Source organism: Pseudomonas sp. ASL4 (genome assembly GCF_056680395.1).
The window spans coordinates 2,822,810-2,846,437 of record NZ_CM155280.1 but is presented as its reverse complement, the minus strand read 5'-3'; the positions used below and the strand labels follow the sequence as shown (position 1 = coordinate 2,846,437).

At 58.2% G+C, this 23,628-nt stretch carries 20 protein-coding genes; 11 read left to right on the top strand and 9 right to left on the bottom strand.

The annotated features are described in order from the left end of the window. Positions 1-19: 19 nt before the first annotated feature. The 3 genes from AC1MEW_RS12895 to AC1MEW_RS12885 form a co-directional block, all read right to left on the bottom strand. Positions 20-1,297 (bottom strand): carbohydrate porin, encoded by a 1,278-nt coding sequence (locus AC1MEW_RS12895; RefSeq protein WP_480426575.1) that lies wholly within the window; start codon positions 1,295-1,297, stop codon positions 20-22. A gap of 125 nt (positions 1,298-1,422) precedes the next feature. Continuing rightward, the gene (locus AC1MEW_RS12890) at positions 1,423-2,595 is read right to left on the bottom strand and encodes an iron-containing alcohol dehydrogenase (RefSeq protein ID WP_480426574.1); all 1,173 of its coding nucleotides are present in this window, start codon (positions 2,593-2,595) and stop codon (positions 1,423-1,425) included. A 41-nt stretch (positions 2,596-2,636) separates the two neighbouring features. Next, positions 2,637-3,788 (bottom strand): glycerol dehydrogenase, encoded by a 1,152-nt coding sequence (locus tag AC1MEW_RS12885; RefSeq protein ID WP_480426573.1) that lies wholly within the window; start codon positions 3,786-3,788, stop codon positions 2,637-2,639. Positions 3,789-4,010: 222 nt separating this feature from the next. Here AC1MEW_RS12885 and AC1MEW_RS12880 point away from each other — a divergent pair, with 222 nt between their 5' ends. The 7 genes from AC1MEW_RS12880 to AC1MEW_RS12850 all read left to right on the top strand — a co-directional run bounded on the left by AC1MEW_RS12880 (position 4,011) and on the right by AC1MEW_RS12850 (position 11,812). Next, positions 4,011-5,615: a GMC family oxidoreductase gene (locus AC1MEW_RS12880; RefSeq protein WP_480426572.1), complete on the top strand. Its 1,605-nt coding sequence runs from the start codon at positions 4,011-4,013 to the stop codon at positions 5,613-5,615. A gap of 15 nt (positions 5,616-5,630) precedes the next feature. Continuing rightward, positions 5,631-6,431 carry a shikimate dehydrogenase family protein gene (locus tag AC1MEW_RS12875; protein ID WP_480426571.1) on the top strand — a complete coding sequence of 267 codons (801 nt, stop codon included), beginning with the start codon at positions 5,631-5,633 and terminating at the stop codon, positions 6,429-6,431. Between the two features lie 30 nt (positions 6,432-6,461). Further along, the gene (locus AC1MEW_RS12870; protein WP_480426570.1) at positions 6,462-7,154 is read left to right on the top strand and encodes an SDR family NAD(P)-dependent oxidoreductase; all 693 of its coding nucleotides are present in this window, start codon (positions 6,462-6,464) and stop codon (positions 7,152-7,154) included. A gap of 129 nt (positions 7,155-7,283) precedes the next feature. After that, complete coding sequence (locus AC1MEW_RS12865) at positions 7,284-8,375, top strand: glycerol dehydrogenase (protein WP_480426569.1); 1,092 nt, start codon at positions 7,284-7,286, stop codon at positions 8,373-8,375. A gap of 108 nt (positions 8,376-8,483) precedes the next feature. After that, complete coding sequence (locus AC1MEW_RS12860) at positions 8,484-9,371, top strand: transketolase (RefSeq protein WP_480426568.1); 888 nt, start codon at positions 8,484-8,486, stop codon at positions 9,369-9,371. A gap of 2 nt (positions 9,372-9,373) precedes the next feature. Continuing rightward, positions 9,374-10,354, top strand: a complete 981-nt coding sequence (locus AC1MEW_RS12855) for a transketolase family protein (protein ID WP_480426567.1) — start codon at positions 9,374-9,376, stop codon at positions 10,352-10,354. 150 nt (positions 10,355-10,504) lie between these two features. Then, on the top strand, positions 10,505-11,812 hold the full coding sequence (locus AC1MEW_RS12850) for an MFS transporter (protein ID WP_480426566.1): 1,308 nt from the start codon (positions 10,505-10,507) through the stop codon (positions 11,810-11,812). A gap of 106 nt (positions 11,813-11,918) precedes the next feature. Here the strand turns inward: AC1MEW_RS12850 and AC1MEW_RS12845 are convergent, their stop codons facing one another. The 6 genes from AC1MEW_RS12845 to AC1MEW_RS12820 all read right to left on the bottom strand — a co-directional run bounded on the left by AC1MEW_RS12845 (position 11,919) and on the right by AC1MEW_RS12820 (position 20,757). Continuing rightward, on the bottom strand, positions 11,919-13,301 hold the full coding sequence (locus tag AC1MEW_RS12845; protein ID WP_480426565.1) for an efflux transporter outer membrane subunit: 1,383 nt from the start codon (positions 13,299-13,301) through the stop codon (positions 11,919-11,921). Next, positions 13,294-16,476: an efflux RND transporter permease subunit gene (locus AC1MEW_RS12840; protein ID WP_480426564.1), complete on the bottom strand. Its 3,183-nt coding sequence runs from the start codon at positions 16,474-16,476 to the stop codon at positions 13,294-13,296. The genes AC1MEW_RS12845 and AC1MEW_RS12840 overlap by 8 nt, the downstream gene beginning before the upstream one ends. Next, positions 16,473-17,618, bottom strand: a complete 1,146-nt coding sequence (locus tag AC1MEW_RS12835) for an efflux RND transporter periplasmic adaptor subunit (protein WP_480426563.1) — start codon at positions 17,616-17,618, stop codon at positions 16,473-16,475. Before AC1MEW_RS12835 ends, AC1MEW_RS12840 begins: the two co-directional genes overlap by 4 nt. 183 nt (positions 17,619-17,801) lie before the next feature. Continuing rightward, the gene (locus tag AC1MEW_RS12830) at positions 17,802-17,939 is read right to left on the bottom strand and encodes a hypothetical protein (RefSeq protein ID WP_480426562.1); all 138 of its coding nucleotides are present in this window, start codon (positions 17,937-17,939) and stop codon (positions 17,802-17,804) included. Positions 17,940-18,259: 320 nt separating this feature from the next. Further along, entirely contained in the window at positions 18,260-19,738 is a 1,479-nt protein-coding gene (gene gabD, locus AC1MEW_RS12825) for an NADP-dependent succinate-semialdehyde dehydrogenase (protein WP_480426560.1), read from the bottom strand. An 11-nt stretch (positions 19,739-19,749) separates the two neighbouring features. Further along, positions 19,750-20,757 carry a zinc-dependent alcohol dehydrogenase family protein gene (locus tag AC1MEW_RS12820; protein WP_480426558.1) on the bottom strand — a complete coding sequence of 336 codons (1,008 nt, stop codon included), beginning with the start codon at positions 20,755-20,757 and terminating at the stop codon, positions 19,750-19,752. Positions 20,758-21,047: 290 nt separating this feature from the next. On the opposite strand from AC1MEW_RS12820, the gene AC1MEW_RS12815 reads away from it, so the two are divergent. The 4 genes from AC1MEW_RS12815 to AC1MEW_RS12800 all read left to right on the top strand — a co-directional run bounded on the left by AC1MEW_RS12815 (position 21,048) and on the right by AC1MEW_RS12800 (position 23,627). Next, positions 21,048-21,401 (top strand): FUSC family protein, encoded by a 354-nt coding sequence (locus tag AC1MEW_RS12815; RefSeq protein ID WP_480426556.1) that lies wholly within the window; start codon positions 21,048-21,050, stop codon positions 21,399-21,401. A gap of 359 nt (positions 21,402-21,760) precedes the next feature. Beyond that, the gene (locus tag AC1MEW_RS12810) at positions 21,761-22,024 is read left to right on the top strand and encodes a hypothetical protein (protein WP_480426554.1); all 264 of its coding nucleotides are present in this window, start codon (positions 21,761-21,763) and stop codon (positions 22,022-22,024) included. Positions 22,025-22,197: 173 nt separating this feature from the next. Beyond that, positions 22,198-23,256, top strand: coding sequence for an L-dopachrome tautomerase-related protein (locus AC1MEW_RS12805; RefSeq protein WP_480426552.1), 1,059 nt, complete (start codon positions 22,198-22,200; stop codon positions 23,254-23,256). Next, positions 23,253-23,627 carry a hypothetical protein gene (locus AC1MEW_RS12800; protein ID WP_480426550.1) on the top strand — a complete coding sequence of 125 codons (375 nt, stop codon included), beginning with the start codon at positions 23,253-23,255 and terminating at the stop codon, positions 23,625-23,627. The genes AC1MEW_RS12805 and AC1MEW_RS12800 overlap by 4 nt, the downstream gene beginning before the upstream one ends. Position 23,628 lies beyond the last annotated feature (1 nt).

Below are 23,628 nucleotides of genomic sequence, written 5' to 3'. Positions count from 1 at the left end.
CGATAATCCGCGTAATCCTTTAGAAACTGACCTCGGTTTTCAGCCCGAACACCACCACGCTTTTATCCCCACTCATCCCGCCAGGATTGACGACGTATTGCACGTTGGGCCGCAGGGTCAGGGCCGGTGTCACGCTGACGCCGTAGTACAACTCCATCGGGTATTCAGTGTCCGGCGCCGCTGAGGTGTAGCCATTTGCCTGGCGGATACGCTTAGCGGATTTTTCATTCACTTCAAGCCGACCGATCGCCACACCGATTTCATCCTGTGGCCGCCCAGCAAAAGGACTGCTGATAAACGCACCGGCCTGCCAGACCTTTTCCACGTAGGACACATCGCGATCCGATTGAATGAAGTTGGCGAACAGGGTCAAGCCAAGGGCGCTGTTGCTCGGGTCCTGATAAACCCGCTGTTCGACCATGGCGTAGTAGCCGCTGGCTTGATCGTGCTGATCGGGTGCATTGCCGGTCAAGCCGATGGGTTGACCATTGGCGTCGCGATAGACATCGTTGAAATCACCGGTATTGCGCCAGATGCCCGCCCGATAGCTGCCAGGCAGACCGTTGAGCGTGGGCGTCCAAGCCAATTCGCCTACGGCCAGATACCCGGTGGTGCCCGAGGGACTGCCGAAGTTCAGGCCCTGGGCGTTTTCGGTAAAGCGTGGATTGACCTGATACAGCGACGCGTTGAGGGACAACTCATCAGTCAGTTTCCCCGCCACAGCCGCGCCCCATTGGCTGACGGGCCAAGTGAACCAGTTGGGCGTGATGTAACCGGGCACCGTGCCGCAGAAGGTCAGGTTTTGAAACTTGCAGGAAAACGGAAAGACATCGCCACTCATGGGCAAGCGACCGAGTTTCACCACCAGTCGATCGTCCAATAACGCCTGCTGGTAATAGAACTGCACCAGACGGGTGACGCTGCCATAGCCGTAGATTTCCTGGGCGGCCAGCAAGGAGTTGGTCCCGGCCTCGGCCGTCAGGCTTTCGCCGTTACGATCGCTGAGGGTCATACGAAAACTCGCGCCCCGCCAGCCGAACAGCTTCTGCAAATCGAAACTGGTGTCAACCATCAGCTGATCGCTGTAAGTCCCTTTGTGCTCGTCGCCGCCCTGGGTGTTGTAGGCCAGTTCGTTGACGTAAGTTAGCTGGAAATCCACGCCCTGCTCGTGCAAGCGAGTACGTTCACCGTTCCAGTCCCCCAGCAGAAAATTATTCGGCGAGTAACTAGCTGCATGAGCACCCGGTAATACGCAGGCGCTCAAAAGTCCGACGGCAACTATCGTTTTATTGGTCATTATTATTGTTCCCGAAACTATTTTTATTGTTGGTCTTAGTGTTTTTCGAGCATGCAAAACCCCGCCAACCCAACTGACGGGTCGGTCAAACAACATTCTTTAGAACTTCGTGACAGAAACTTCGGTTAGAAACACATTCTCACTATGTCGGCAACCTCCTCTTTGCTGTTGATCTGTTTCGGATGACAGGCCAAGTCCTGGTTGAAACTGGTCCATACGGTCTGGGCGAAATCATCGATCTGCTCCGGGCGCAAACCGTAGCTGCGGAAAGTGTCGGTCACGCCCAACTGACTGAACAGTTTTTTCAAGATGTCGGGAAGACACTCGGCGCGTTCAATCTCGGAAAGGCCCAGCGTCGACGGATCAAGAATCCCGGCCACCCGCGCGAACTTTTCGGCACATACCGGCAGCGTCCAGCCAATGACATAAGGCGTACTGGCCGCGACAGTGCCGCCATGCGGCGCATCAGTCATTGCCCCCAACGGTTGGCCCAGGGCATGGGAAACCGTTACGCCGGCACTCGCTATCGCCATGCCGCCGAGGGTCGAGGCAAAGGCCATGCGTGCGCGGGCCTCCAGGTCATCGCCGTGCTTTACGCACTGCAGGGCATTGGCAGCGAACAAACGTATCGACTCCAGAGCAACCATTTCCACCCACGGCGTGCAGTGGATGCTGATGTACGCTTCCAGCGCATGGCAGAAGGTGTCGACAGCGGTCAACGCGGTCAGCTTCGGCGGTTTCGAAACCAGAATCTGTGGATCGATCAACGCGACATCGGGGTAGATGAACGGGTTGACGATGGCACATTTGAGACCCAGTCCGGGGTTATTGATCACCGAAAAAGGGGTCGCTTCGGTGCCGGTGCCGGAAGTGGTCGGCACCACCAACAATGGCAGCCCACGGCTTTTCGGGCGGGTTACGGCCTCGCCCAGGCGCTCGGTATAGTCCCAACAGCTTCCGCCATGAACGGCAACGAAAGCTACGGCTTTGGCCGAGTCGATAGCGCTGCCGCCGCCCACCGCCACCACCACATCGCAACCTGCATTGCGAACAAGCTCGACCGCACGATCGATCGTGGTATGTCGAGGGTTGGGCACGATGTCGTAGAACTCGACAAACTCAATGCCGCGTTCGGTAAAACTGCCGGAAATTTGCGCCACCAGGTCACTGCCCTGAAGAAACGGGTCAACCATCAAAAAAACCTTTTTGCCGAACGGCTCGACCTTTTCACCCATGCGCTTGATCGCCCCGACTTCGAAATCCAGGGTCAACGGCAGACTTGCCTGAAATGCTTTCATTAGATCACCTTTTGGCTGTGGAAAGTGCGCTGCCAACAGTCTCAACCGACCAGCAACGACCCGCCTTTTTTATAGAGTTCGCCCAGATCGCTCGCCGCGATCAGGGCCGATTTCATTTCATCGAAAGTGACTTCGAACGGTTCGACCTTGCTGGTCTGATTGGGGTCGGCAGCAGTGCGCGCCACGCAATCGAGTTCTTGCGCGGTGATATCGGCCAAGCTCAGGTCTTCGAAGGTAACCGGCAAACCGATACTCAGACAGAACCTCAGCACCGTATCCAACTCGCGACTGGATTTGCCTTCCAGCACCAGCATCACCAGAACGCCGAAGGCTACGTACTCGCCGTGGTACATCGTCGCCCGGGCACCCAGTTCACTGAACCCGCAATACACCGCATGGGCTGTCGCCACGCCGTTGCTCTCAAAGCCGATGCCACTCATCAGCGCATTGGCTTCGACCACGCGGTTGAAGGCTTTGGTCACGCATTGGTTTTCCGCGGCGCGTCTGGCTTGCAGGCCATCCTCCAGCAGTACCCGATAACACAGCTCAGCGATGGCCATTGAGGTCAGCGTCGACTTGGCACCGCCGCCGCCCGCCTTCATCCCGGCACCGGCGTTACCGAGAAAATTGTCCCGGTCCGACTCGACACAGGTGCGTGCTTCGAAATACGTCGACAGTGCGTCGCCCATTCCGGCCACTAATAGGCGCACCGGAGCTTGGGCGATGATCCAGGTATCGACCACCACCACATCCGGGCTGCGCTCATAGAAAAGGACGTCATCAAACGCTCCCGCTTCGGTGTACAGCACCGAGAGGGAACTGGTGGGGGCGTCGTTGGAGACAATGGTGGGCACGATGCACAGCGGCACCCTGGCCTGGTTGGCGACGGCCTTCGCAGCGTCCAGCACCTTGCCGCCACCCACCCCGATCACCCCGTCGCATTCAAGGGCGTTGATGCTCGCGGTGAGCCGCTGAATTTCTTCGCGGGTCACCTCACCGGCAAAAATCCCATAGTGCAGTTGAGTGTGCTCGGCGTCGAAACTGGCAACGAGTGTCTGCTTCAGACTGTCGAGGCGCCCCCGAGTGGTGATCACCAGAAACCGTCGACCGAACCAGGCCACATGCCTGTGCAGTCGATCGAGTTCTTTGTAGCCCTGGATGTAGCGGCCGGGTGCAGCAAACATTTGAGTCATGGTCATCATCATCCTGGCCTCGTCGGGGAGGCTTTTTTTATTGCTTTGAGGACGTTTGCGAGAGACTCATCCCTCGCCCGATTTAGGATATATCATATTTAATTTCGACTACCAACAGCTTTTTTTTGCGAAAACCACGGCACACAAAACCGGGATTGACGCTTGGGGGGCACGAAGATATATGATACATGAAAACAAGAACAACACCGTTTGGAGGAAGGCATGCACGATTATGTTGTGGTTGGAGGTGGCTCGGCAGGCTGCGCGTTAACAGGTCGTCTGATCGAAGCCGGGGCCTCCGTTCTGCTGATTGAGGCCGGTCCACGCGATACCCATCCACTGATCCACATTCCCGCCGGCTTCACCCGGTTGCTGTCGAGTCCACTGCTCTCTCGCCATGAAACCCAACCACAAACGGCCATGGACGGACGCAAGCGCATTCTTCCTCAGGGCCGAGTGCTGGGCGGTGGAAGTTCGGTGAATGCACTGATCTATATCCGTGGCCAGCACGAGGATTACGACGATTGGGCCCGTACAGGCTGCAATGGCTGGGCGTTTCGCGAAGTACTGCCGTACTTCAAACGTGCCGAGGACAACGAACGATTCGACAATGGCTACCACGCCACTGGTGGTCCGCTGGGTGTCTCTGACCTTAAGCAGGTGTGCGAACTGTCCCGTGGGTTCGTGCGGGCCGCGCAGCAAACCGGCATTCCCTTTACTGCGGACTTCAATGGCGAGCGTCAGAATGGCGTCGGCTTCAATCAGATTACCGCGCGCAACAATCGTCGTTGCAGCGCGGCCGTGGCATACCTGCGGACAGCGGAAAAATCCGATCGCCTGACGGTCGTTACAGACGCCACGGTGCAAAGAGTCCTGATCGAAGGTGATCAGGCCGTTGGAGTCGAGTACATCCACAAAGGTCAACGGGTACAGGCGCGTTCCAGTAAAGAAGTGATCCTCAGCGCAGGCGCCATTCAGTCACCAAAGCTGTTGATGCTGTCCGGTATCGGACGCGGTGAAGAACTTCAACGTCATGGCATTCCGTCGCTGCATGAATTGCCCGGCGTGGGGCAAAACCTGCAAGACCACGCGGAAGTCGGCACCATCGCCTACTGCCACGGCAAGTACGGTTACTACGGCCAGGACAATGCCTTCAATACGGTCAAGAACGGCCTACAGTACTTGATGTTTGGCAGCGGTCCTGTCAGCTCGAACGTCACCGAGGCCTGCGCATTCGTCAACACTGACAACGCACAGGAGCGGCCCAATGCACAGATGCACTTCGTGCCTATCGTGTTTTTCGACCTTGACCAGGACACCATCAAACAGCCTGGCGCAACCATCAACACCTGCGTGTTACGCCCCAAGAGCCGCGGCGAAATCCGCCTGACCGACAGCAAGGCCGAGACCCCGCCCCGCATTGATCCACGCTATTTCGCCCACCCGGAAGATCGTCGAGTAGCGATCAAAGGGTTGAACCTGTCCCGGGAAATTCTCGCGCAACCGGCAATGCGCAAATACACCGGTGAAGAGGTGTTTCCAGGACCAAGCGTGCGCAGCGATGAGGCGCTGTTGAGTTACATCAGCCAGCGTGCCAAGACGGTTTACCACCCAGTAGGCACCTGCAAGATGGGTGACGACGAAATGGCGGTGGTCGACCCGGAACTGCGCGTTCGAGGCCTGCGCAATCTGCGTGTCGTCGACGCCTCGATCATGCCCAACCTGATCTCCGGCAATACCAATGCGCCCTCGATCATGATCGGTGAAAAAGCTGCAGACATGATCCTTGGACGTTCGGCATTGCCAGCCTCCGCCTCCCATTCGTAAAAGAGGAATTTCGTTATGCCTATCAGCGGTAAAACCCAAGTAGTGGTGCACCTCACCTACCCCGCCAAACACCTGCGAACCCCCGAGTTTTTCAACCCGCTGCTGGAGCGGCTCGGCTATGACGGGGTGCTGGTGCCTTGGGAAGTGTCACCGGCCAATTTGGCCGCGGCGTGGGAAGGATTGCACGGCATAGAAAACCTGGCGGGGGTGATTGTCACCGTTCCGCACAAGCTGGAAGTGGCGAAATTGTGCGATGAACTCAAGGGTACCGCCAATCTGTTGAAGGTCTGCAATGTCGCCAAGCGACTGCCCGACGGTCGCTTCAGCGGGCGCATGTTCGATGGTGACGGTTTTGTCGGCGGCCTGAAAAAGCAAGGCCATGACCTGAGCAACAAACGTGTGCTGTTGCTGGGCGCAGGTGGCGCCGCTACCGGGATCGCCCATGCGTTGCTCGCCGAAGATATCCAGGAACTGGTGATCAGCAACCGCACACCGGCCAAGGCCGAAGAACTGGCGCGCGAACTGCGGCAGCTTTTCCCTGATCGGCAGATCAATGCGGGCCCCGCCGACGCGACGGGGTTCGATGTAGTGATTAACGGGACCGCGCTGGGCCTCAAAGCCGAGGACCCGCTGCCACTGCCCATTGAGACGCTCGCCCCCGGCACGGTGGTCGGCGAAGTGGTGATGAACCCGGACATCACCCCACTACTGAGCGCCGCCGCTGAGCGTGGCTGCATCATCCATAAAGGCGCGCACATGATCACTGGCCAGATCGATCTGTTGGCCGAGTTTCTGTTTTCCAAAACCGGCGTTTAAACGCTCTCCCACTAGACGTAAGGAAAAACCATGAAAAAGACTGCAATCGTGACCGGCGGCGGCTCCGGCATCGGCCTCGCCACTGCGCAACGCCTGCACGCTGACGGCTATGAAGTTTTCACCGTGGGGCTCGGCGAACCCGAGCAACGCATTGAGGGTATCCATTATCAGGAACTGGACGTGACCAACAACGCAGCAGTGGATGGCTTCTTCGCGCCGTTCGAGCGAGTCGATGCAATCGTCAACGCCGCCGGCATCATTGATCACACTCGCGAGTGGGAACTGGACGGCTTCAGTCGCGTCATGGACGTCAATCTCACGGCCGTGTTGCGCATCACCAACGCGGCCCTGCCCGGCCTGAAAGTCGCACGCGGTGCGGTGGTGAATTTCGCCTCGATGTGGGGGATTTTCGGCTCGGCAAAAACTCCGGCCTACGCTTCGAGCAAAGCGGCCATTTGCGAACTGACCCGCTGCATGGCGGTGGCTTGGGCAACCGATGGTGTGCGGGCCAACGCCGTGGCGCCAGGCTGGATTCTGACCAACCTGTCGCGTAAAGCGTTCGAAGACCCGGTCCGCTCGGAAGGGATCATGGCGCGCATCCCGATGAAGAGTTGGGGCGCCCCCGAAGACGTGGCCAACGTGATCGCCTTCCTGGTATCTGATAACGCACGCTACGTAACGGGCACAACGTTGCCGGTAGACGGCGGATATTCGATCGCCTGATGTCATCTGGTCGAATGAACCCTTGACCGCCTAAAAACATGATATATCATGCATCACAACAAGATCGTGAACTCGGCAACCTGGCGCCGGGCCTCGAATAACAATAAGCCGTGAAGTGAGAGGTACTGTATGAATCTGATTTTCGGTTCGCCCGGTCGCTACGTCCAGGGCACTGAAGTACTCGCTCAGGCGGGTACCTACCTGGTGCACTGCGGACGCAAGGCCGTGGTGGTCATCGACAGTTATGTGCTGGGCTTGATCCAACAACGACTCGATGATACTTGTGCGCAATCCAACGTCGAGTTGCACTACATCACCTTCGACGGCGAAATCACCGCCGACGGGATTGCCGGTCTGAGACTGGCCGCCGCAGAAATCGAATTCGACATGATCCTGGCCGTCGGTGGCGGCAAGTGCATCGACGCCGGCAAAGCCCTCGCCCACACCTCGGGTTGCGCACTGATTACCATGCCGACCGTGGCTTCCAACGATGCACCCACCTCCAAAAACTACGTGGTCTACGACGCACATCATCAACTGAGCGAAGTGGGCCACTTGCTGGTTAGCCCACGCTACGTGCTGGTGGACACCCCGTTGATTGCCCAGGCACCGCGTCAGTTTTTGCTCGCGGGAATTGCTGATGCGCTGACCAAAAAGTTCGAAGCCGAGCAGTGCTACAAATCTGGTGGCGTGAACATGTTCGGCGCACGCCCGGCGCTGTCGGGGCTGGTGCTGGCACGCGAGTGCTACCACGTCATTCGTAAGTACGCCGAACCGGCACTGGCCCAGGCCGGTACAGGCGAGGTGACGGTGGCCTTCGATCACTTGATTGAAGCGGTGCTGTTGATGAGCGGCCTGGGGTTCGAGAGCGGTGGTCTGTCCATTGCCCATGCGATGACCCGCGGCTTATCGAAAATCCCTGGAGCGCAACAGCAGGTTCATGGCTGGCAAGTGGCGTATGGCTTGCTGGTGCAGTTGGTTCTGGAAGACCGCGACGCTGAACTCGTGGGCGATATGTTGAGGTTCTATCAACGTATCGGCTTGCCACGCAACTTGACCGAACTAGGCGTTCTCAGCGTCGACGACTCGGTGTTGAGGCGAGTGGCCGAACCCACCTTGAAGGCCCCTCACGCCCGCAACTTTGCTTCCGTTTCGGGCGGCGCCCTGACGTGCGATGAACTGATCGCGGCGATGCGTGCGCTCGAAGGGTTGACCCACTGAGTCCTCACTGAAACATCGACGATTGCCCCCATAACCACCCCGTTGATGCTCAAGCCCCGCCACTGAAATTCAACTTCAACAACTTCATGCCTGTGATTGGAGGTAGAGATGTCTACACCCCGCAAAACACTCGAGCAATGGAAAGCCAGCAATTTTATGCCTTCCACCGAGACCGTTCTCAAGTTGAAAGACCGGGCGAAGTTCGTCCGACTAGAAACCATTCGCCTGATTGAAATCGCCAAGACCGGCCATTACACCTCGGTGTTTTCCGCCGCCGAATTGTTCTCCGCGCTGTACTACGACGTGATGACCATTCGCCCCGACGAACCAAAGTGGCCGGGCCGCGACCGTTTCCTGATGGGCAAGGGCCACGCTGCCGTGGGCCAGTTCCCGATTCTTGCGGACCTTGGCGTGTTCCCCAAGGAGTGGCTCGATGAATACACCCGCCTGGGCAGCCCTCTGGGCGATCACCCTGACATGCGCAAAGTGCCCGGCATCGATTTCTCTTCCGGCTCCATCGGCCACGCCCTCTCCGGCGGTCTGGGCATGTGCCTGGCCCAGCAATTCACCGGCGAAGTCTACGACGTGTTCGTCATGCTCGGAGACGGAGAAATGCAGGAAGGCCAGGTCTGGGAAGCCGCTATGAGCGCTGCCCACCACAAAGCCAGGCACTTGATCGCGATTGTCGACCGCAACGGCTTCCAGCTCGACGGCTCGGTCGACGACGTGATCGGCATCGAACCGCTGGACGAAAAATGGCGCGCCTTCGGGTGGGAAGTGCACGTCATCGACGGCCACAACATTGCCGAAGTGACCGAAACCCTGCGTCGTGTCAAAGCCGATGAAACCCGCGACAAACCGGTGTGCATCATCGCCAAAACCGTCAAGGGCAAAGGCGTTTCCTACATGGAAACCGAACCCGGCTGGCACCTCGGTTACCTCGACCCGGAAGACGCCAAACGCGCTATCGCTGAAATTGAAGCCATGGAGATCTGAACATGAACGCCCCTCTTTCCCCCAATTCCTGGCAGTACCGTGGCCTTAACGCGCTCAACCCGGGTTTGTCCTACCTGTCCGACGCGCTGATTGAACTGACCGAAGCCGGCTACCCGGTGATGGCCGGCTCCGCTGACTTGCAGTACTCCAACGGCCTGAACAAGTTCGCCAGCCGCTACCCTGAGCGTTACCTGCAGTTTGGTATCTCCGAGCAGAACATGGTGACCGCCGCCGCGGGCCTGGCCACCTGTGGCGTGATGCCGTTCGTGGCGACCTTTGCTTCGTTCCTCGGCCTGTTGTGCTGCGAACAGATCCGCATGGACGTCGCCTATTCGGCGCAACCGGTACGGTTGATTGGTCACCACACGGGTATTTCTCTAGGCTTCTACGGCACTTCGCACCACGCCACTGAAGACATCGCCACCATGCGCTCAATCGCTGACCTGGCGGTCGTGTCGCCGGCCGATGGCCCACAACTGGTCGCCGCGATCAAAGCCTCGGCCACCTACGACAAACCGGTGTATTTCCGCATCGGCCGCGGTCGCGATCCGATCGTTTACGAGGACGGTGTTGTCTTCGAATTCGGCAAGGCCCACGAGCACATCGAAGGTGAAGAGCTGACCATCATCGCCTGCGGTATCACCGTGCATCCGGCACTCGCCGCTGCTCGCAAGATGAATGCAGAAGGTCGTTCGGTGGGTGTGATCGACATGGCTTCGATCAAGCCGATCGACCGTGACGCCATCCTGCGCGCCGCGGCTCGCAGCAAACGCATGATGACCGTCGAAGAGCACAACGTGCTCGGTGGCCTGGGTGCGGCTGTGGCTGAAGTCCTGGCGGACGAAGGCGTCGGCGTGAAGCTCAAGCGCCACGGTATCTACGACGAATACAGCCTGATTGCTCCGCCGACACACCTGTATCAGCACTACAAGCTGGATGCCGCCGGTATCGAGGAAGTGGCACTGGCACATATGAAGGCCTGATCACCTTTCAGGAGCGAGGTTTACCCCATAGCGGGCAAGCTTCGCTCCAGTATTTTCGTCGTATTGGACACCTCTTTTCCTCAGGGAGCCTCACGCAACTCACCTCCACCGACCACACCCCGTGGTTTATGAAGTATCTCGGAGCCAACAATGAATAACATCACCGAGACCATGTCCGATTACTCGACCGGACAGGCCAAAACACGTACCTCCCTGCGCAGAAAGTCATTGATGGCCACTGGCGTCGGCAACTTGCTGGAGTGGTTTGACTGGACTATTTATACCGTCGCGTCGGTGTACATCGCCGCCGCACTCTTCGATAAAAGCAACGCAACTTCTGCATTACTGAACACCCTCGCGGTATTTGCCGCGGGATTTCTATTGAGACCTATTGGCGGCATCTTCTTCGGCATCCTGGCGGACAAGCTGGGCAGGCGCATTGTGTTGCTCAGTACCATGTTGTTGATGGCTGGCGCGAGCCTGCTGATCGCCTTTATTCCCTCTTATGATTCGGTTGGCAGCTGGGCTTCAGGACTCTTGCTGCTGGCCAGGTTGGTACAAGGTTTTGCGCATGGAGGTGAAACCACCACCTCCTACGCCTACATTGCTGAAATCGCGCCGCCGAAACGCCGAGGACTGTGGTCAAGCACGGTGTTTATCGCGGTGGGCTGCGGCTCGTTGCTGGCGACGTTCTACATGGCGCTGCTGACGTCACTGTTGTCCGTCAGCGAGATGCAGGAATGGGGCTGGCGTATTCCCTTCGCGACGGGTGGCCTGTTGGCCGTCTTCGCCTTGTGGCTGCGTCGTAACATGATGGAAAGCGAACACTCGCCAAGCGCTGGCGGTGAATCGACAGCACCAGCCTGGAGTCGTGGCAAGATCATCCAGCACGGCGTTCGTCTGTTTCTGTATGAAGCCGGTGCCACGTTGACCTACTACACATGGGTCACCTCGGCCTCGATCTACGCCATCAGTGTCAAAGGCATGGACCCACGCAGTGCGTTTACCATGAGCTGTCTTGCGCAGGTCATCTACCTGGTATTCCTGCCAATCTCCGGCTGGATATCGGATCTCTGGGGGCGGAAGATTTCAGCATTGATTTCCTTGCTGGGGATTGCCGCCACGCTGTTCCCGTTGTGGGGTTTGATTTCCAGCGAACCGTGGACCTTGATGGTGGCACAGACTGCAGGCTTGTTGTTGGTGGCCTTTATCACCGGTTGCAAACCGGCTTCGATCTCGGAGCAAATTCCGACTCGCTATCGCACTCGAATGTTTGGGGTATGTATCTCTCTGGGCGTCGCGGTGTTCGGTGGTACAGCCTCCTATCTGACGACCTGGCTGTACTCGGAAAACATTGGCTGGATGTTCAATATCTATTTGATCGTTGTCGCGGTCGTTGCCAGTGCCCTGGTGTTGATGTGGAAAAACAATCACGGTGTGCCGATCGACAAAATTTGAACCTCGTTGCTTGTTTTCGCCATTGCGGGCAAGCCCGCCCTTACAGGCATCTCATAACCTGTGAGGGCGGGCTTGCCCGCAACTTACTTAAATTGTCGTTACATACCTATCCCCCTAGCGCATTCACCAACGCCGCTTGATTCTGCCACTGTGCGGTCTTCACTTGGGACAGCGCATTCTGCGCAGCCAGTTGCACCCGCTGAGCCTGCAACACATCAAGGAACGGAGTCTCACCCGCCTGCCAGGCTCGCTGAATCTGCTCGGCAGCTGAGCTGGCTTGACTGGCCGCACTGGCCAGGAAAGTCTGACGTTCGGCATTGCGTTGGGCTGCAGCCAGCGCTGACTCCACCTCGGAAACGGCCGTCAACACGGTGCGTCGATAACTCAGCAACGCCTGCCGCGCCTCGGCATCCCGAAGATCGACCACGTTGCGCCGACGTCCGCCGTCAAACACCGGCACACTGGCATTCAACCCGGCCAACCAGAACGTCGAACTGGCCAGATTGGCGGCGCTCACACCGTCAATCAACGACCCCAGGGCCGCTGACAGGCTCAAGCGCGGCAACAGATCCGCCTTGGCCACACCGACTCGCGCATAGGCCGCAATCAAGCGTGCTTCGGCGGCGCGTATGTCAGGACGCCGACGCAACAGATCCGCAGGCGTACCGGCGTCCAGCAACGACACCGTCGAGATCTTCGCCGGACTCTCCTTGAACTGCTGATAAAGCGTCTCGGTCGGCTGGGCGAGCAGCACCGACAAGCGATGCAGCGAACGTTGCCAGTTCAGTTGCAGCGCTGGCACTTGGGCGGCTGTGGAGTCCGACTGCGAACGTGCGCGAAGCAAATCCGCTTCAGGACTGTCCCCCGCCGCATACAGCTGCTCAGTCAGCTGCAAGGTCTCAGCCTGGCTGGCCGCACTTTGCTTGACGATCGCCAAGCGCTCCTCCAGCCCTCGCGCTTCGGCGTAGGTCTGGACCACTTCAGTGATCAGCGCCACACGCACACCCCGCGCCTCTTCCTCTGTCGCGTTGAGGTCGGCGTCGGCAGCGCGCACACCTTCACGGATACGGCCGAACAGATCGATTTCCCAGGCCGCACTTAACCCCAATGAGGTCGGCTCGGTGATCAGCGAGTCGGTGAAACCCGCCTGATCCGCCGAGATACGCTGACGAGCGACACTCGCCCCCAAATCGATCTGAGGGCTGCCGAAAGCTCCGGCGATGTTGCGCAGTGCACGCCCAGCATCGATCCGCGCCAACGCAATCTGCAGGTCAAGGTTTTCCCCCAGGGCGCGCTCCACCAAACGGTCGAGCAACGGGTCCTGATAAAGCTTCCACCAATTGTCTGTCACGCTGGCGGGTACAGCCGTTTGAGCGTTGACGAAACTGTCGACCGGCAAGTCGCTCTTGGGCGGCATGACCGGCGAGGCGCAGGCACTCAGTAGCGCGGCCCCAAGTACCAGGCCTGGAACGCTGAGATAATTATTCATGGGCCTCACCCTGTTCAGAATGGTTGGTTTTAGACTGTGCCTGACGCTCGCCACCGGCCATTCGGCGGATCAACACATAGAAGACCGGAGTGAACAGCAGACCGAACAGCGTGACGCCGATCATCCCGAAGAACACCGCCGAACCGACTGCCTGACGCATCTCGGAACCCGCGCCCTCAGACATCACCAACGGCAACACACCGAGGACGAAGGCCAGCGAAGTCATCAGAATCGGGCGCAATCGCAGACGACACGCCTCGACGACCGCATCAACGATGCCTTGCCCCTCTTTCTCCTGCTGCCTTGCCACTTCGACGATCAGAATCGCGTTCTTCGCCGCCAGTCCCACCAGTACGATAAAACCGATCTGAGTCAGGATATTGATGTCCTGCCCCATCAGACGTACGCCACCGGCAGCCGCTAGCAGACACATCGGCACGATCAACAGAATCGCCAGTGGCAGACTCCAGCTGCCGTACTGTGCCGCCAGTACCAGGTAGACAAAAATCACACACAACGGGAAGACCAGGAGGCCCATGTTGCCGGCAGTGGTTTGCTGATAGCTCAGATCAGTCCACTGATAGGTGATGCCGGCTGGCAACGTCTCATCAGCTAGACGTTCCATCGTCTTGATCCCGAACTCGGAACCCAGTCCCGGCAATGTATCGCCGTTGATTTCCGCAGTAGGAAACAGGTTGTAGCGCGGGAATCGCTCCACACCCAGCGCCTCATGCAGACGCGTCACGCTGGCAATCGGCACCATTTGACCGGCATCGTTGCGCACCTTGACCCGTGACAGATCCTCTGGCGTGACCCTGTACGGCAAGTCCGCCTGCGCCGTCACTCGATACGTACGTCCGACGAGGTTGAAATCGTTGATGTAGGACGAGCCAAAGTACGTCTCGATGGCCTGGTTGATCTGGCTGCTTGGCACGCCCAGCATTTCGGCGCGTTCACGATCCAATTCAACGAACACCTGTGGCGTCCGGGCCGAGAACGGTGAATAGACGCCGGTCATGCCTTGAGTGGCGTTGGCGGCAGCAATCAGGTCGTCGGTTGCTTTGGCCAATGCTTCGGTACCCAGCCCGGCAGTATCCTGCAAACGCATGGAGAAGCCGCCCGTGCTACCCAAGCCTTGAACCGGTGGTGGGGTGGCGACAATGACCGTTGCACCGCTGACCGCTTTCAATCGTTCACGCAAGACTTCGGCGATCTTGTCCGACGTCAACCCATGCACTTTACGCACGGACCACGGCTGGAACACTGGCGCCAGGCCGGCCGAGTTCGATGAGCTGGTACCGGTCACCATCGAGAAACCGGAGAACGTCGGTACTCGGTCCACACCCGGCACATCCAGGGCAATCGCCTCGATCTGCTGAGAGATTTCGTTGGTCCGCTCCAGAGAGGCACCGTCAGGGAGCTGCACGATGACCACCAGGTAGCCACGATCCTGAACCGGGATGAAGCCCTTGGGCGTCGACACCATTAGATAAGCGGTCGCGGCAATCAACACCGCGTAGATCGCCAGCATCAACGGAGTTTTTGCCACGAGGCCACGCACGCTGCCGGCGTAGCCTGAAGAGAGTTTCAGGAAGCCGCTGTTGAAGCCATCAGCGGCACGCTTGAGCACACCAAAGACGCCTTTTTTCGGCTTCTGATGGGCTTCAGGATCATGTCGACGCAGAATCATCGCCGCCAACGCTGGAGACAGCGTGACCGAATTGAACAGCGAGATCGCTGTGGCCACCGCAATCGTGATCCCGAACTGGCGGAAAAACTCACCCGAGATACCCGGAATGAACGCGGTCGGAATAAACACCGCACACAACACCAGGGTAATGGCGATCAACGCGCCGCCGATTTCCTGCATGGTCACGATGGTCGCTTCCAGCGGGTTCTTGCCATCAGCCAGATGTCGCTCGACGTTCTCCACCACCACAATGGCGTTGTCGACCACGATCCCCACCGCCAACACCAGCCCAAACAGGGTCAGGTTGTTGATCGAGTAACCGAGCATCGCCATGACCGCAAACGTACCGACCAACGACACCGGAATCGCCAGGATCGGAATGATCGACGGCCGCCAGCCTTGCAGGAAGATCATGATCACCAGCACCACGAGGATGACCGCCTCGTAGATGGTTTTGCCCAGCTCACCGATACTGTCGGCAATAAACGCCGTCGGGTTGTAACCGATACTGTATTCGATGCCTTCGGGGAAATCCTTGCCGATTTTCTGCATGGTCTCTTCGACCACTTTCATCGTCGCCAGGGCGTTCGCGCCGGGACGTTGCAGCACTTGCAGACCGATGGCCGGGTTGCGCAAGTAATAGGTGTTGTTGACGTAAGCCAGCCCGGCGATTTCCGTGCGTGCCACGTCCTTGAGACGCACCAGACGCCCACCTGTACCCGACTTGAGGACAATGTTGTCGAAGTCGGCGGGCTCCTTCAGACGCCCTTCGAAAATCAGGTTTGGCTGGAACGCCTGGGACGCCACCGGCGGCTGGGCGATCACGCCGCCAGCCACTTGAGTGTTCTGTGAACGCACCGCAGCGATGATATCAGCGGGGGTCAAGTTGAAGGCTGCAACGCGTTCCGGGTCGAGCCAGATACGCATCGAATACTCGCGCGCGCCCAGCGGGTTGATGTCGCCGACACCGTCAATACGCTTGAGTACATCGGCGACGTTACGGATCGCAAAGTTCGAAACGTAGAGTTGATCGTAAGTGCCCTTGGGCGAGGAGATGAAGATCGTCGACAGCTGCGTCGGCGATGACTTGCGCACCGTTACGCCACTGCGCTGCACCGGTTCCGGCAAACGCGGCGTGGCCAGCGCCACACGGTTCTGCACCAACACTTGGGCCTTGTCGACATCGGTGCCGCTCTTAAAGGTGACGGTTAGGTTGAGGCTGCCATCGGACGTCGCCTGACTGTACATGTAAAGCATGTCTTCAACGCCGTTAACCTCCTGCTCGATCGGGATCGCCAGCGTCTCGGCCACGGTCTGCGCTGAGGCACCGGGATAGGTCGCGGTCACCACCACTGTGGGCGGTGCGATGTCCGGGTACTCGGACGTCGGCAAGACCAGATAAGCCAAGCCACCGATGATCATCAAGACGATTGAAAGCACAATCGCCAGCACCGGTTGTTCGATGGATGTGCGTCCCAGGCTCATAGCGGCGCTCCCTGGGCTTCTGGGGTTTTCGCGGCCTGAGCCAACACACGATCCTGGGCCGTCGCGGTATCGCCAGCCCGAACGCGCTGCAGACCATCGACGATTACCCGATCCTGCTCCTGCAAACCGCTGGAGATTTCGCGTAAACCGTCATGCAGTTTGCCGAGGGTGACAGGGCGTATTTCGACCTTGTTCTGTGGGTTGAGTACATAGACGACTTTGCGGGTTGCGTCGACGCTGATCGCGGTGTCCGGCAGCAACAGTGCCGGGTAAGCCGCCTGGCTAGAGAACTGCACCCGGCCAAATTGCCCCGGGCTCAACTGCAGGTCTTTATTGCTGACCCGGGCACGCTGACGCAAGGTGCCGGTGGACGGGTCGAGCCGGTTGTCGATGAAGTCCATGCGCCCGGTCATGCTCGGCTCGGCCTCACCCGGCAAGGCAATACGCACCTGACTCTGGTTAGCGGCGGCATGAGCTTGTCGACGGTATTTGAGGTAGTTCTGCTCGTCGATATCAAAGTAAATATCAATCGGATCCAGCGACACGATGGTGGTCAGTAACGTTGCGCTGCTGTTGCCACCGTTGACCAAGTTGCCCTCACTGATCAACTTGCGGCTGATCCTTCCGCTCATGGGCGCGGTGATCCGGGTGAACTCCAGATCCAGCTTGGCATTGGTCAATGCACCTTCGGCGCTAAGGACTTCAGCTTGCGCCGCCTGGCGCGCCTGCAAGCGCTGATCGTAGAGGCTACGGGCGATGGTTTTGGATTCGATCAGGACATTGGCCCGGGCAAACTCCTGCTCGGCGAGGGACAATTGCGAGCGCACCTGGGCCAGTTTGCCTTGAGCCTGTACCACGGAGGCCTGGAACGAGCGCGAATCGATCACGAACAGCAAATCGCCTTTCTTGACGATGGCACCGTCCTGAAACGCGACCTTCTCCAGATAGCCACTGACCCGCGAACGAACGTCCACCGAGTCGGTGGCCTCGAAGCGCCCGGTAAAACTGTCCCAGTCAGTAATCACGGACTTGACTGGCTGACTGACCGTCACGCTCGGTGCAACCGGCGTACTGCCGGCGTTGTCCGGCCCACAGCCGGTCAAGGCCGCCGTCAGCGTAAGACTGACGGCGGATATAGCCACGCCTTTGATAATCTTCGATTTGACTGAGGACGATGTTGCCAACTTCCTCGTTGTCTGCGAGTTCATGTTTAATACTCTCCACAGTTGGCCACTGAATAAAAATCATTCGATGACCCACGAATTGACCGAATTAAAACTTCAGTTCATTTAATTAAGTGCCGACAGCGATGCGAAACGGGAGACTTAACGTTGGCTTGAACTTTCACCGTATGATTTATTACGCTCGACAAAAGCACCGGATTCTTCCGCATGAATTGCCAAGGACGTAGAAAGGGCTGCCAGAGTGGCGAGCAGAGCAACGGTTTTTTTGAAGTAAGTCATTTGTGGTGTTCTCGGTAGTGATCAAGTAGGAAAGGATTTTCCGATACCACCGAGAGAAGATAAACCGCATGAATGGGAAAAGAATGTTGACTAAAAAGCAAGAGCAGCAGCTCTAGCACGGCACATACAAAAATTCTACCGCACGAATTAACACCTATACACCAATAACTTGTGAAGCGCATTCACTAATGCTTTAGCAAAGCACGACACCAACAGAAAATGATTTACTAAAACGAGAACGCTACTGAGTTACTTGAAGGAAATTGGACTTTTAAATTCAATAAAAAGGAGATGGCCTTACGGCCATCTCCCCAAACCTATCAGCGATCAATTCCCCCCAGGCAGAGGTATTTGATTTCAAGATAGTCTTCGATTCCGTACTTGGAGCCTTCACGACCAAGTCCCGATGACTTCACACCACCGAACGGTGCCACTTCCGTTGATATCAACCCTTCATTGATCCCGACGATACCGCACTCAAGTGCCTCGGCCACGCGCATGATCCGACCGATATCACGGCTGTAGAAATACGAGGCCAAACCAAACTCGGTGTCGTTGGCCATCTCGATGGCTTGCGCCTCGGTGCTGAAACGGAACAGCGGTGCCACAGGCCCGAACGTCTCCTCGCGAAACACTTTGGATTCCCTTGGCACGTTCACCAAGATGGTAGGCCGATAGAAGCTGCCACCCAATGGATGACGCTCACCCCCCACCAGAACAGAAGCGCCGCGCTCAACGGCATCGGCGACATGCTCCTCGGCCTTGCGCACGGCGGCGTCGTCAATCAGCGGCCCGATCGTCACACCCTCCTCAAACCCGCTGCCCACCTTCAACGCTTCGACGGCGACTTTGAGTTTTGCGGCGAAAGCATCATAAATACCGTCCTGGACCAGCAGGCGGTTAGCGCACACACAGGTCTGCCCGGCATTTCGGTACTTGGACGCGAGCGCACCCTGCACCGCAGCATCCAGATCAGCATCGTCAAAAACGATAAAGGGGGCATTGCCACCAAGCTCCATGCTGGTCTTTTTGATCGTCGGTGCGCATTGAGCCAACAATGTGGCGCCGACCTCGGTGCTACCGGTAAAGGACAACTTGCGCACGTCCGGGTTGGAGGTCAGTTCGCCGCCAATTTCACTGCCCGGCCCGGTAATCACGTTGCATACACCAGCTGGCAGACCGGCACGCTCGGCCAACACTGCAATGGCAATCGCCGAAAAGGGTGTCTGGCTGGCAGGACGCAGTACACCAGTACAACCAGCCGCCCAACCTGGCCCGGCCTTACGGGTGATCATCGCTGCCGGGAAGTTCCACGGAGTAATCGCGGCAAATACACCGATGGGTTCTTTCTGAACAATGATGCGGCTGGTCGTTGAATGGGAGGCGATGGTATCGCCATACACACGTTTGCCCTCCTCCGCGAACCATTCAATGAAAGACGCGGCATAGGTAATCTCGCCACGACTTTCGGCCAGCGGCTTGCCTTGCTCAGCAGTCATGATCCGCGCTAGGTCTTCGCGGTGAGTGATCATCAACTCGAACAAGTTGCGCAGTTTTACGGCGCGCTCTTTGGCGGTAAGCGCTCGCCACGCGGGTTGCGCGCGCTTGGCGGCGGCGATAGCCAAGGCAGTCTCATGGGCCCCAAACGAAGGCACGCGCCCCAGTACCTTGCCGGTGGCCGGGTTAGTAACGGTGATGCTGCGCCCCTCACCCACCTCCAGCCATAGGCCGTTGATGAAGTTCGCCTCACGGAACAATGTGGGGTCGTCGAGCGTTGCCAGGAAGTTTGTATCGGCCATGCTGTCACTCCTCAAAATTCAATGACCTGACGCACCGCGCTGCCATCATGCAAGCGGTCGAAGCCTTCGTTAATGTCGTCCAGTTTGAGTTTGCCGCTCAGCAGTCGATCCACAGACAAGCGACCATCACGATAGAGTTCGATAAACCGCGGAATATCGCGCAGCGGCACACAAGTGCCGATGTAGCTGCCCTTGAGCGTGCGCTCCTCACCAACCAACTGAACCACATTGACCGGCAGAGCCGAACCTGGCGGCGGTAGACCTGCCGTCACGGTCATACCACCGCGCTTGGTCATTTTCATGGCGTTATCGAGTGCCCGGATCGAACCGGCCATTTCGAAGACGTAGTCGGCGCCTCCACCGGTCAGTTGCAGTACCTGCTCTACAGCGTCCGGGTCGCCGCCGTTGACCACTGCGGTAGCGCCGACTTCTTTGGCCAGTGCCAGCTTCTCCGGTGAAAGGTCAACGGCAATGATTTTGCTCGCCCCAGCAGCTCTTGCACCCAGCACTGACGCCAGGCCGACGCCCCCAAGACCAATCACCACGGCGGTTGAACCGACCCGCAATTGCGCGGTATTGACCACGGCGCCGACCCCAGTCAACACCGCACAACCAAAGAGCGCCGCTTCGACAAAGGGCAGATCACGGTCGATTTTGACCACCGAGTTACGCGACACCACGGCGTATTCGGCAAAAGCCGAGACCCCCAGATGATGATGCACGTGACCAGCTGGATCGCTCAAACGCACTGAACCGTTGATCAGCGTACCGGCCGCATTCGCTTTCGCACCCGGCTCACAGAGGGCTGGACGACCTTCGGCGCATGGCAGGCAATGTCCACAACTTGGCATGAACACCATGACCACGTGATCGCCCGGCTCAAGGTCACGGACCCCTTCGCCCAACGCTTCGACCACGCCAGCAGCCTCATGGCCGAGCGCCATGGGCATCGGCCGAGGGCGGTCGCCATTGATCACCGAAAGGTCGGAATGACAAAGGCCGGCGGCACGAATACGCACCAGTACTTCTCCCGGCCCGGGGGGCGCCAGTTCGATTGTCTCAATCACAATCGGCTTGCTCTGGGCATAAGGTGGCTTAACATTCATGTGTCTTAGAACAGCAGCTCTGACTTGCATCTTGTGTCTCCGACGCAGCTCGACTCGATAGTGAGTACTCACCACTATGCCGCAGGCAGCCGGTGTCAGAAACGCATCACCAGGCGCAGCTGTTTGGAATTGAATTCGCAAAACAGTCGCTCCGGATGCACTTATAGTGGCGCCGCTGTCACTCCTCCGTTGCTGGACGCCGCATGTCAGAACTCCCTCGTCAAGTCGTCAGCGAGCTATCGCGAAGAACACAAATCCGTATCATGTTTGTGTGCGCTGCTCGCTCCTCCCTTACAGCGGGCCTGGCCTTTGGTTTGGCCATCCTGCGGCAGCTCCATCAACCGTTATGGGCGCCAGTCTCAGCCTTGATCACCAGCAAGGAAAATCTGGGCGACACCTTTTCCGAGTTCCGTAATCGGGTGATTGGCACAGCGCTAGGCGCGACTCTGGCAATCGTCTGTCAGATGCTCATGCAACAGTTGCACTTGGCGTCTTCTATCGAGTTAATGATCGTCACAGCTGTGACTGCGGCGATCATCGCCAATCGTCCAAAATGACGGGTTGGGTTGTGGACTGCGGTCATCATCCTGTTGAGCAAGGATGTGGGCTCGGCCATCTGGGAGACAGGACTCATGCGTTTTCTGGAGGTAACACTGGGCTCGACGATGGCTATCGTGATCGCAGCACTCGAAACAAGAGCCCGGCGGTTCTGGCCTGATCCCACAAGGCCCTGAAGCGGCGATTCGGGGTGCGCTTAACCCGCTCCCCAACGCTCGGGTCAAAACACAGTTGTTTTTTTATTCTCAAATCTTGTGCTCCCCCGCAGCGTTCTCCGCAATCAGTCCAATGCTTATCCTGAGCCCACAAACAACATCGCAGTGCCTCCTGAAAAAGACACCTGAATGAGGGTTTCAAGATGACCGAAGCCAGCACCCGAAAAAAACCGGTAGAGGCCGCACCCCATGCCTCGTTTAGTCTCGATGCAATCGTCAAGACGTTCCCCGAGACCGCCGACACGCTGCTGGTTGATTCAAGACTAACCGACGAAGACGAAGCCAGCGCCCGGGTTTTCCGTGTTTACCATCCTACGCCTGCGCACTACCACGCGACCTGTGAGGAGTACCTCATCGTCATGTCCGGGCGTGCCAAGTTTTTCATGGGCGACCGTGAACCGTTCTAAGTCGGTCTAGGCGAGATGTTGTTCTTCAAGAGGTTCACCATCCACGGTATGCCAGAGATCCTTGAGCACCCGCTGTTCATGGTGTCTGTCGATACACCACGACGCGACCCCAGCGACATCATCTTCGTTGATCCGACCGCTGGCACCGCGGCATCTTTCGTCAAGGCTCTGTCATGAACAACCATCAACTGGAGATCTTTGCGACGTTCCCGGTTGAGCGCCCGGGTAATCCAACGGTGATGCCAGATGGGCGGGTGCTGGTGTCGGTCTCTGCCATTATCGCGCCGGACATCTCCGTACGTGCGGTGGCCGAGGACGGCGAGCATCAGGCTTACCCTAATGAAACCTGGGCGGGTAAACCCGGGGCGGATGGCCGCGGGATGTCCGCAGTGATCGGCATCCGCACCGACCCTCAGGGGATCGTCTGGATACTCGACATGGGCGGGCCGGGCCAACAGCCGCGCCTTATCGCCTGGAATGATCGAGAAGATCGCCTAAACCGCCTGATCGTGCTACCGCAGAACGTGCTTCGTCCAAGTTCTTTCACTCAGGATTTCGTCATCGATTGGCGGCGTCAGCGTATTTACATCGCGGACATGACGATGAACCCCAGCGGTGAAAGCGATTTTCCGGCCATTGTTGTGGTCGACCTGCAAACAGGTCTTTCATGGCGATCGCTTGAGTGCTACCCAGGGTTGATGCCTGGAGATGTGCCGCTGATGATTGCTGGAAAAGCCCTTTCCCTGCGTACGCCAGAAGGCGAGATCATTCCTTACCGCTACGGCCTCAATCCCATTGCGATCGACCCGTTGGGCCGCTGGGTCTATTTCGGCTCGATGTCCGCACGCAAAGTCTATCGGGTATCAACCGGAGTCCTCGCAGAATCCGCGGGCATCGCACCGTTGAGCGAGGCCGTTGAGTACTGGTGCGAGAAACCTCATTGCGATGGGTTTGATGTCGACGCAGAGGGCAACATCTACGTAACCGACATCGCGAACAATGCGATCGGAATAGCGTCGCCGGACGGCTACCGTATTTTTGCCCAGGACGATCAATTGCTCGCCTGGCCGGACGGCGTTGAGCTCGACGCCCAGGGGGAATGGCTCTACATCACGGCTAATCAGCTGCACCGCCACCCACTGCTCAATGCGGGTGAGGATGACAGCCAGCCGCCGTTCCATGTATTGCGGTTGCGAGTGGATGCACCGATGGGTTCGAGCGAAACACCATGAGCTATAGCCGTGTTGCGTTCGTTGTCATTGCACTGCTGCTCACGGCCAGCGCCATTGGCTTGGCGCTGGCCGAAGGCGACGCCGGTCTCGGCGTCTGGATCTATGCAGTGGTGGCCATCGCTGCAATAACGTTTTCGCGAGCCAGGCCAGACTTTTGGCCCGGCCGCCTGTTCAAGGTGTCGAGCCCTTCACGGATTTCGCTGGCCCATCGTCTGTTGACCCAGATGGCGGCTCTGGTGTGTCTGCTGGCCGCCCACGCTTGGAGCGGAAAAGTATCGGAAATTCTCTCGGTTGCCGGCCTGCTGCTGTTCATTCATACCCTGGTGCTGGCACGCCTGCCCCGGCTTGCCCGATCACAAAGGACCCACTGAC

Coding starts and splice junctions, on each gene's coding strand:
- AC1MEW_RS12810 (WP_480426554.1), top strand. CDS start 21,761: ATGACCGAAGCCAGCACCCGAAAAAAACCGGTAGAGGCCGCACCCCAT.
- gabD (WP_480426560.1), bottom strand. CDS start 19,738: ATGGCCGATACAAACTTCCTGGCAACGCTCGACGACCCCACATTGTTC.
- AC1MEW_RS12805 (WP_480426552.1), top strand. CDS start 22,198: ATGAACAACCATCAACTGGAGATCTTTGCGACGTTCCCGGTTGAGCGC.
- AC1MEW_RS12860 (WP_480426568.1), top strand. CDS start 8,484: ATGTCTACACCCCGCAAAACACTCGAGCAATGGAAAGCCAGCAATTTT.
- AC1MEW_RS12830 (WP_480426562.1), bottom strand. CDS start 17,939: ATGACTTACTTCAAAAAAACCGTTGCTCTGCTCGCCACTCTGGCAGCC.
- AC1MEW_RS12895 (WP_480426575.1), bottom strand. CDS start 1,297: ATGACCAATAAAACGATAGTTGCCGTCGGACTTTTGAGCGCCTGCGTA.
- AC1MEW_RS12800 (WP_480426550.1), top strand. CDS start 23,253: ATGAGCTATAGCCGTGTTGCGTTCGTTGTCATTGCACTGCTGCTCACG.
- AC1MEW_RS12875 (WP_480426571.1), top strand. CDS start 5,631: ATGCCTATCAGCGGTAAAACCCAAGTAGTGGTGCACCTCACCTACCCC.
- AC1MEW_RS12870 (WP_480426570.1), top strand. CDS start 6,462: ATGAAAAAGACTGCAATCGTGACCGGCGGCGGCTCCGGCATCGGCCTC.
- AC1MEW_RS12840 (WP_480426564.1), bottom strand. CDS start 16,476: ATGAGCCTGGGACGCACATCCATCGAACAACCGGTGCTGGCGATTGTG.
- AC1MEW_RS12880 (WP_480426572.1), top strand. CDS start 4,011: ATGCACGATTATGTTGTGGTTGGAGGTGGCTCGGCAGGCTGCGCGTTA.
- AC1MEW_RS12885 (WP_480426573.1), bottom strand. CDS start 3,788: ATGACTCAAATGTTTGCTGCACCCGGCCGCTACATCCAGGGCTACAAA.
- AC1MEW_RS12890 (WP_480426574.1), bottom strand. CDS start 2,595: ATGAAAGCATTTCAGGCAAGTCTGCCGTTGACCCTGGATTTCGAAGTC.
- AC1MEW_RS12845 (WP_480426565.1), bottom strand. CDS start 13,301: ATGAATAATTATCTCAGCGTTCCAGGCCTGGTACTTGGGGCCGCGCTA.
- AC1MEW_RS12855 (WP_480426567.1), top strand. CDS start 9,374: ATGAACGCCCCTCTTTCCCCCAATTCCTGGCAGTACCGTGGCCTTAAC.
- AC1MEW_RS12815 (WP_480426556.1), top strand. CDS start 21,048: ATGTCAGAACTCCCTCGTCAAGTCGTCAGCGAGCTATCGCGAAGAACA.
- AC1MEW_RS12865 (WP_480426569.1), top strand. CDS start 7,284: ATGAATCTGATTTTCGGTTCGCCCGGTCGCTACGTCCAGGGCACTGAA.
- AC1MEW_RS12850 (WP_480426566.1), top strand. CDS start 10,505: ATGAATAACATCACCGAGACCATGTCCGATTACTCGACCGGACAGGCC.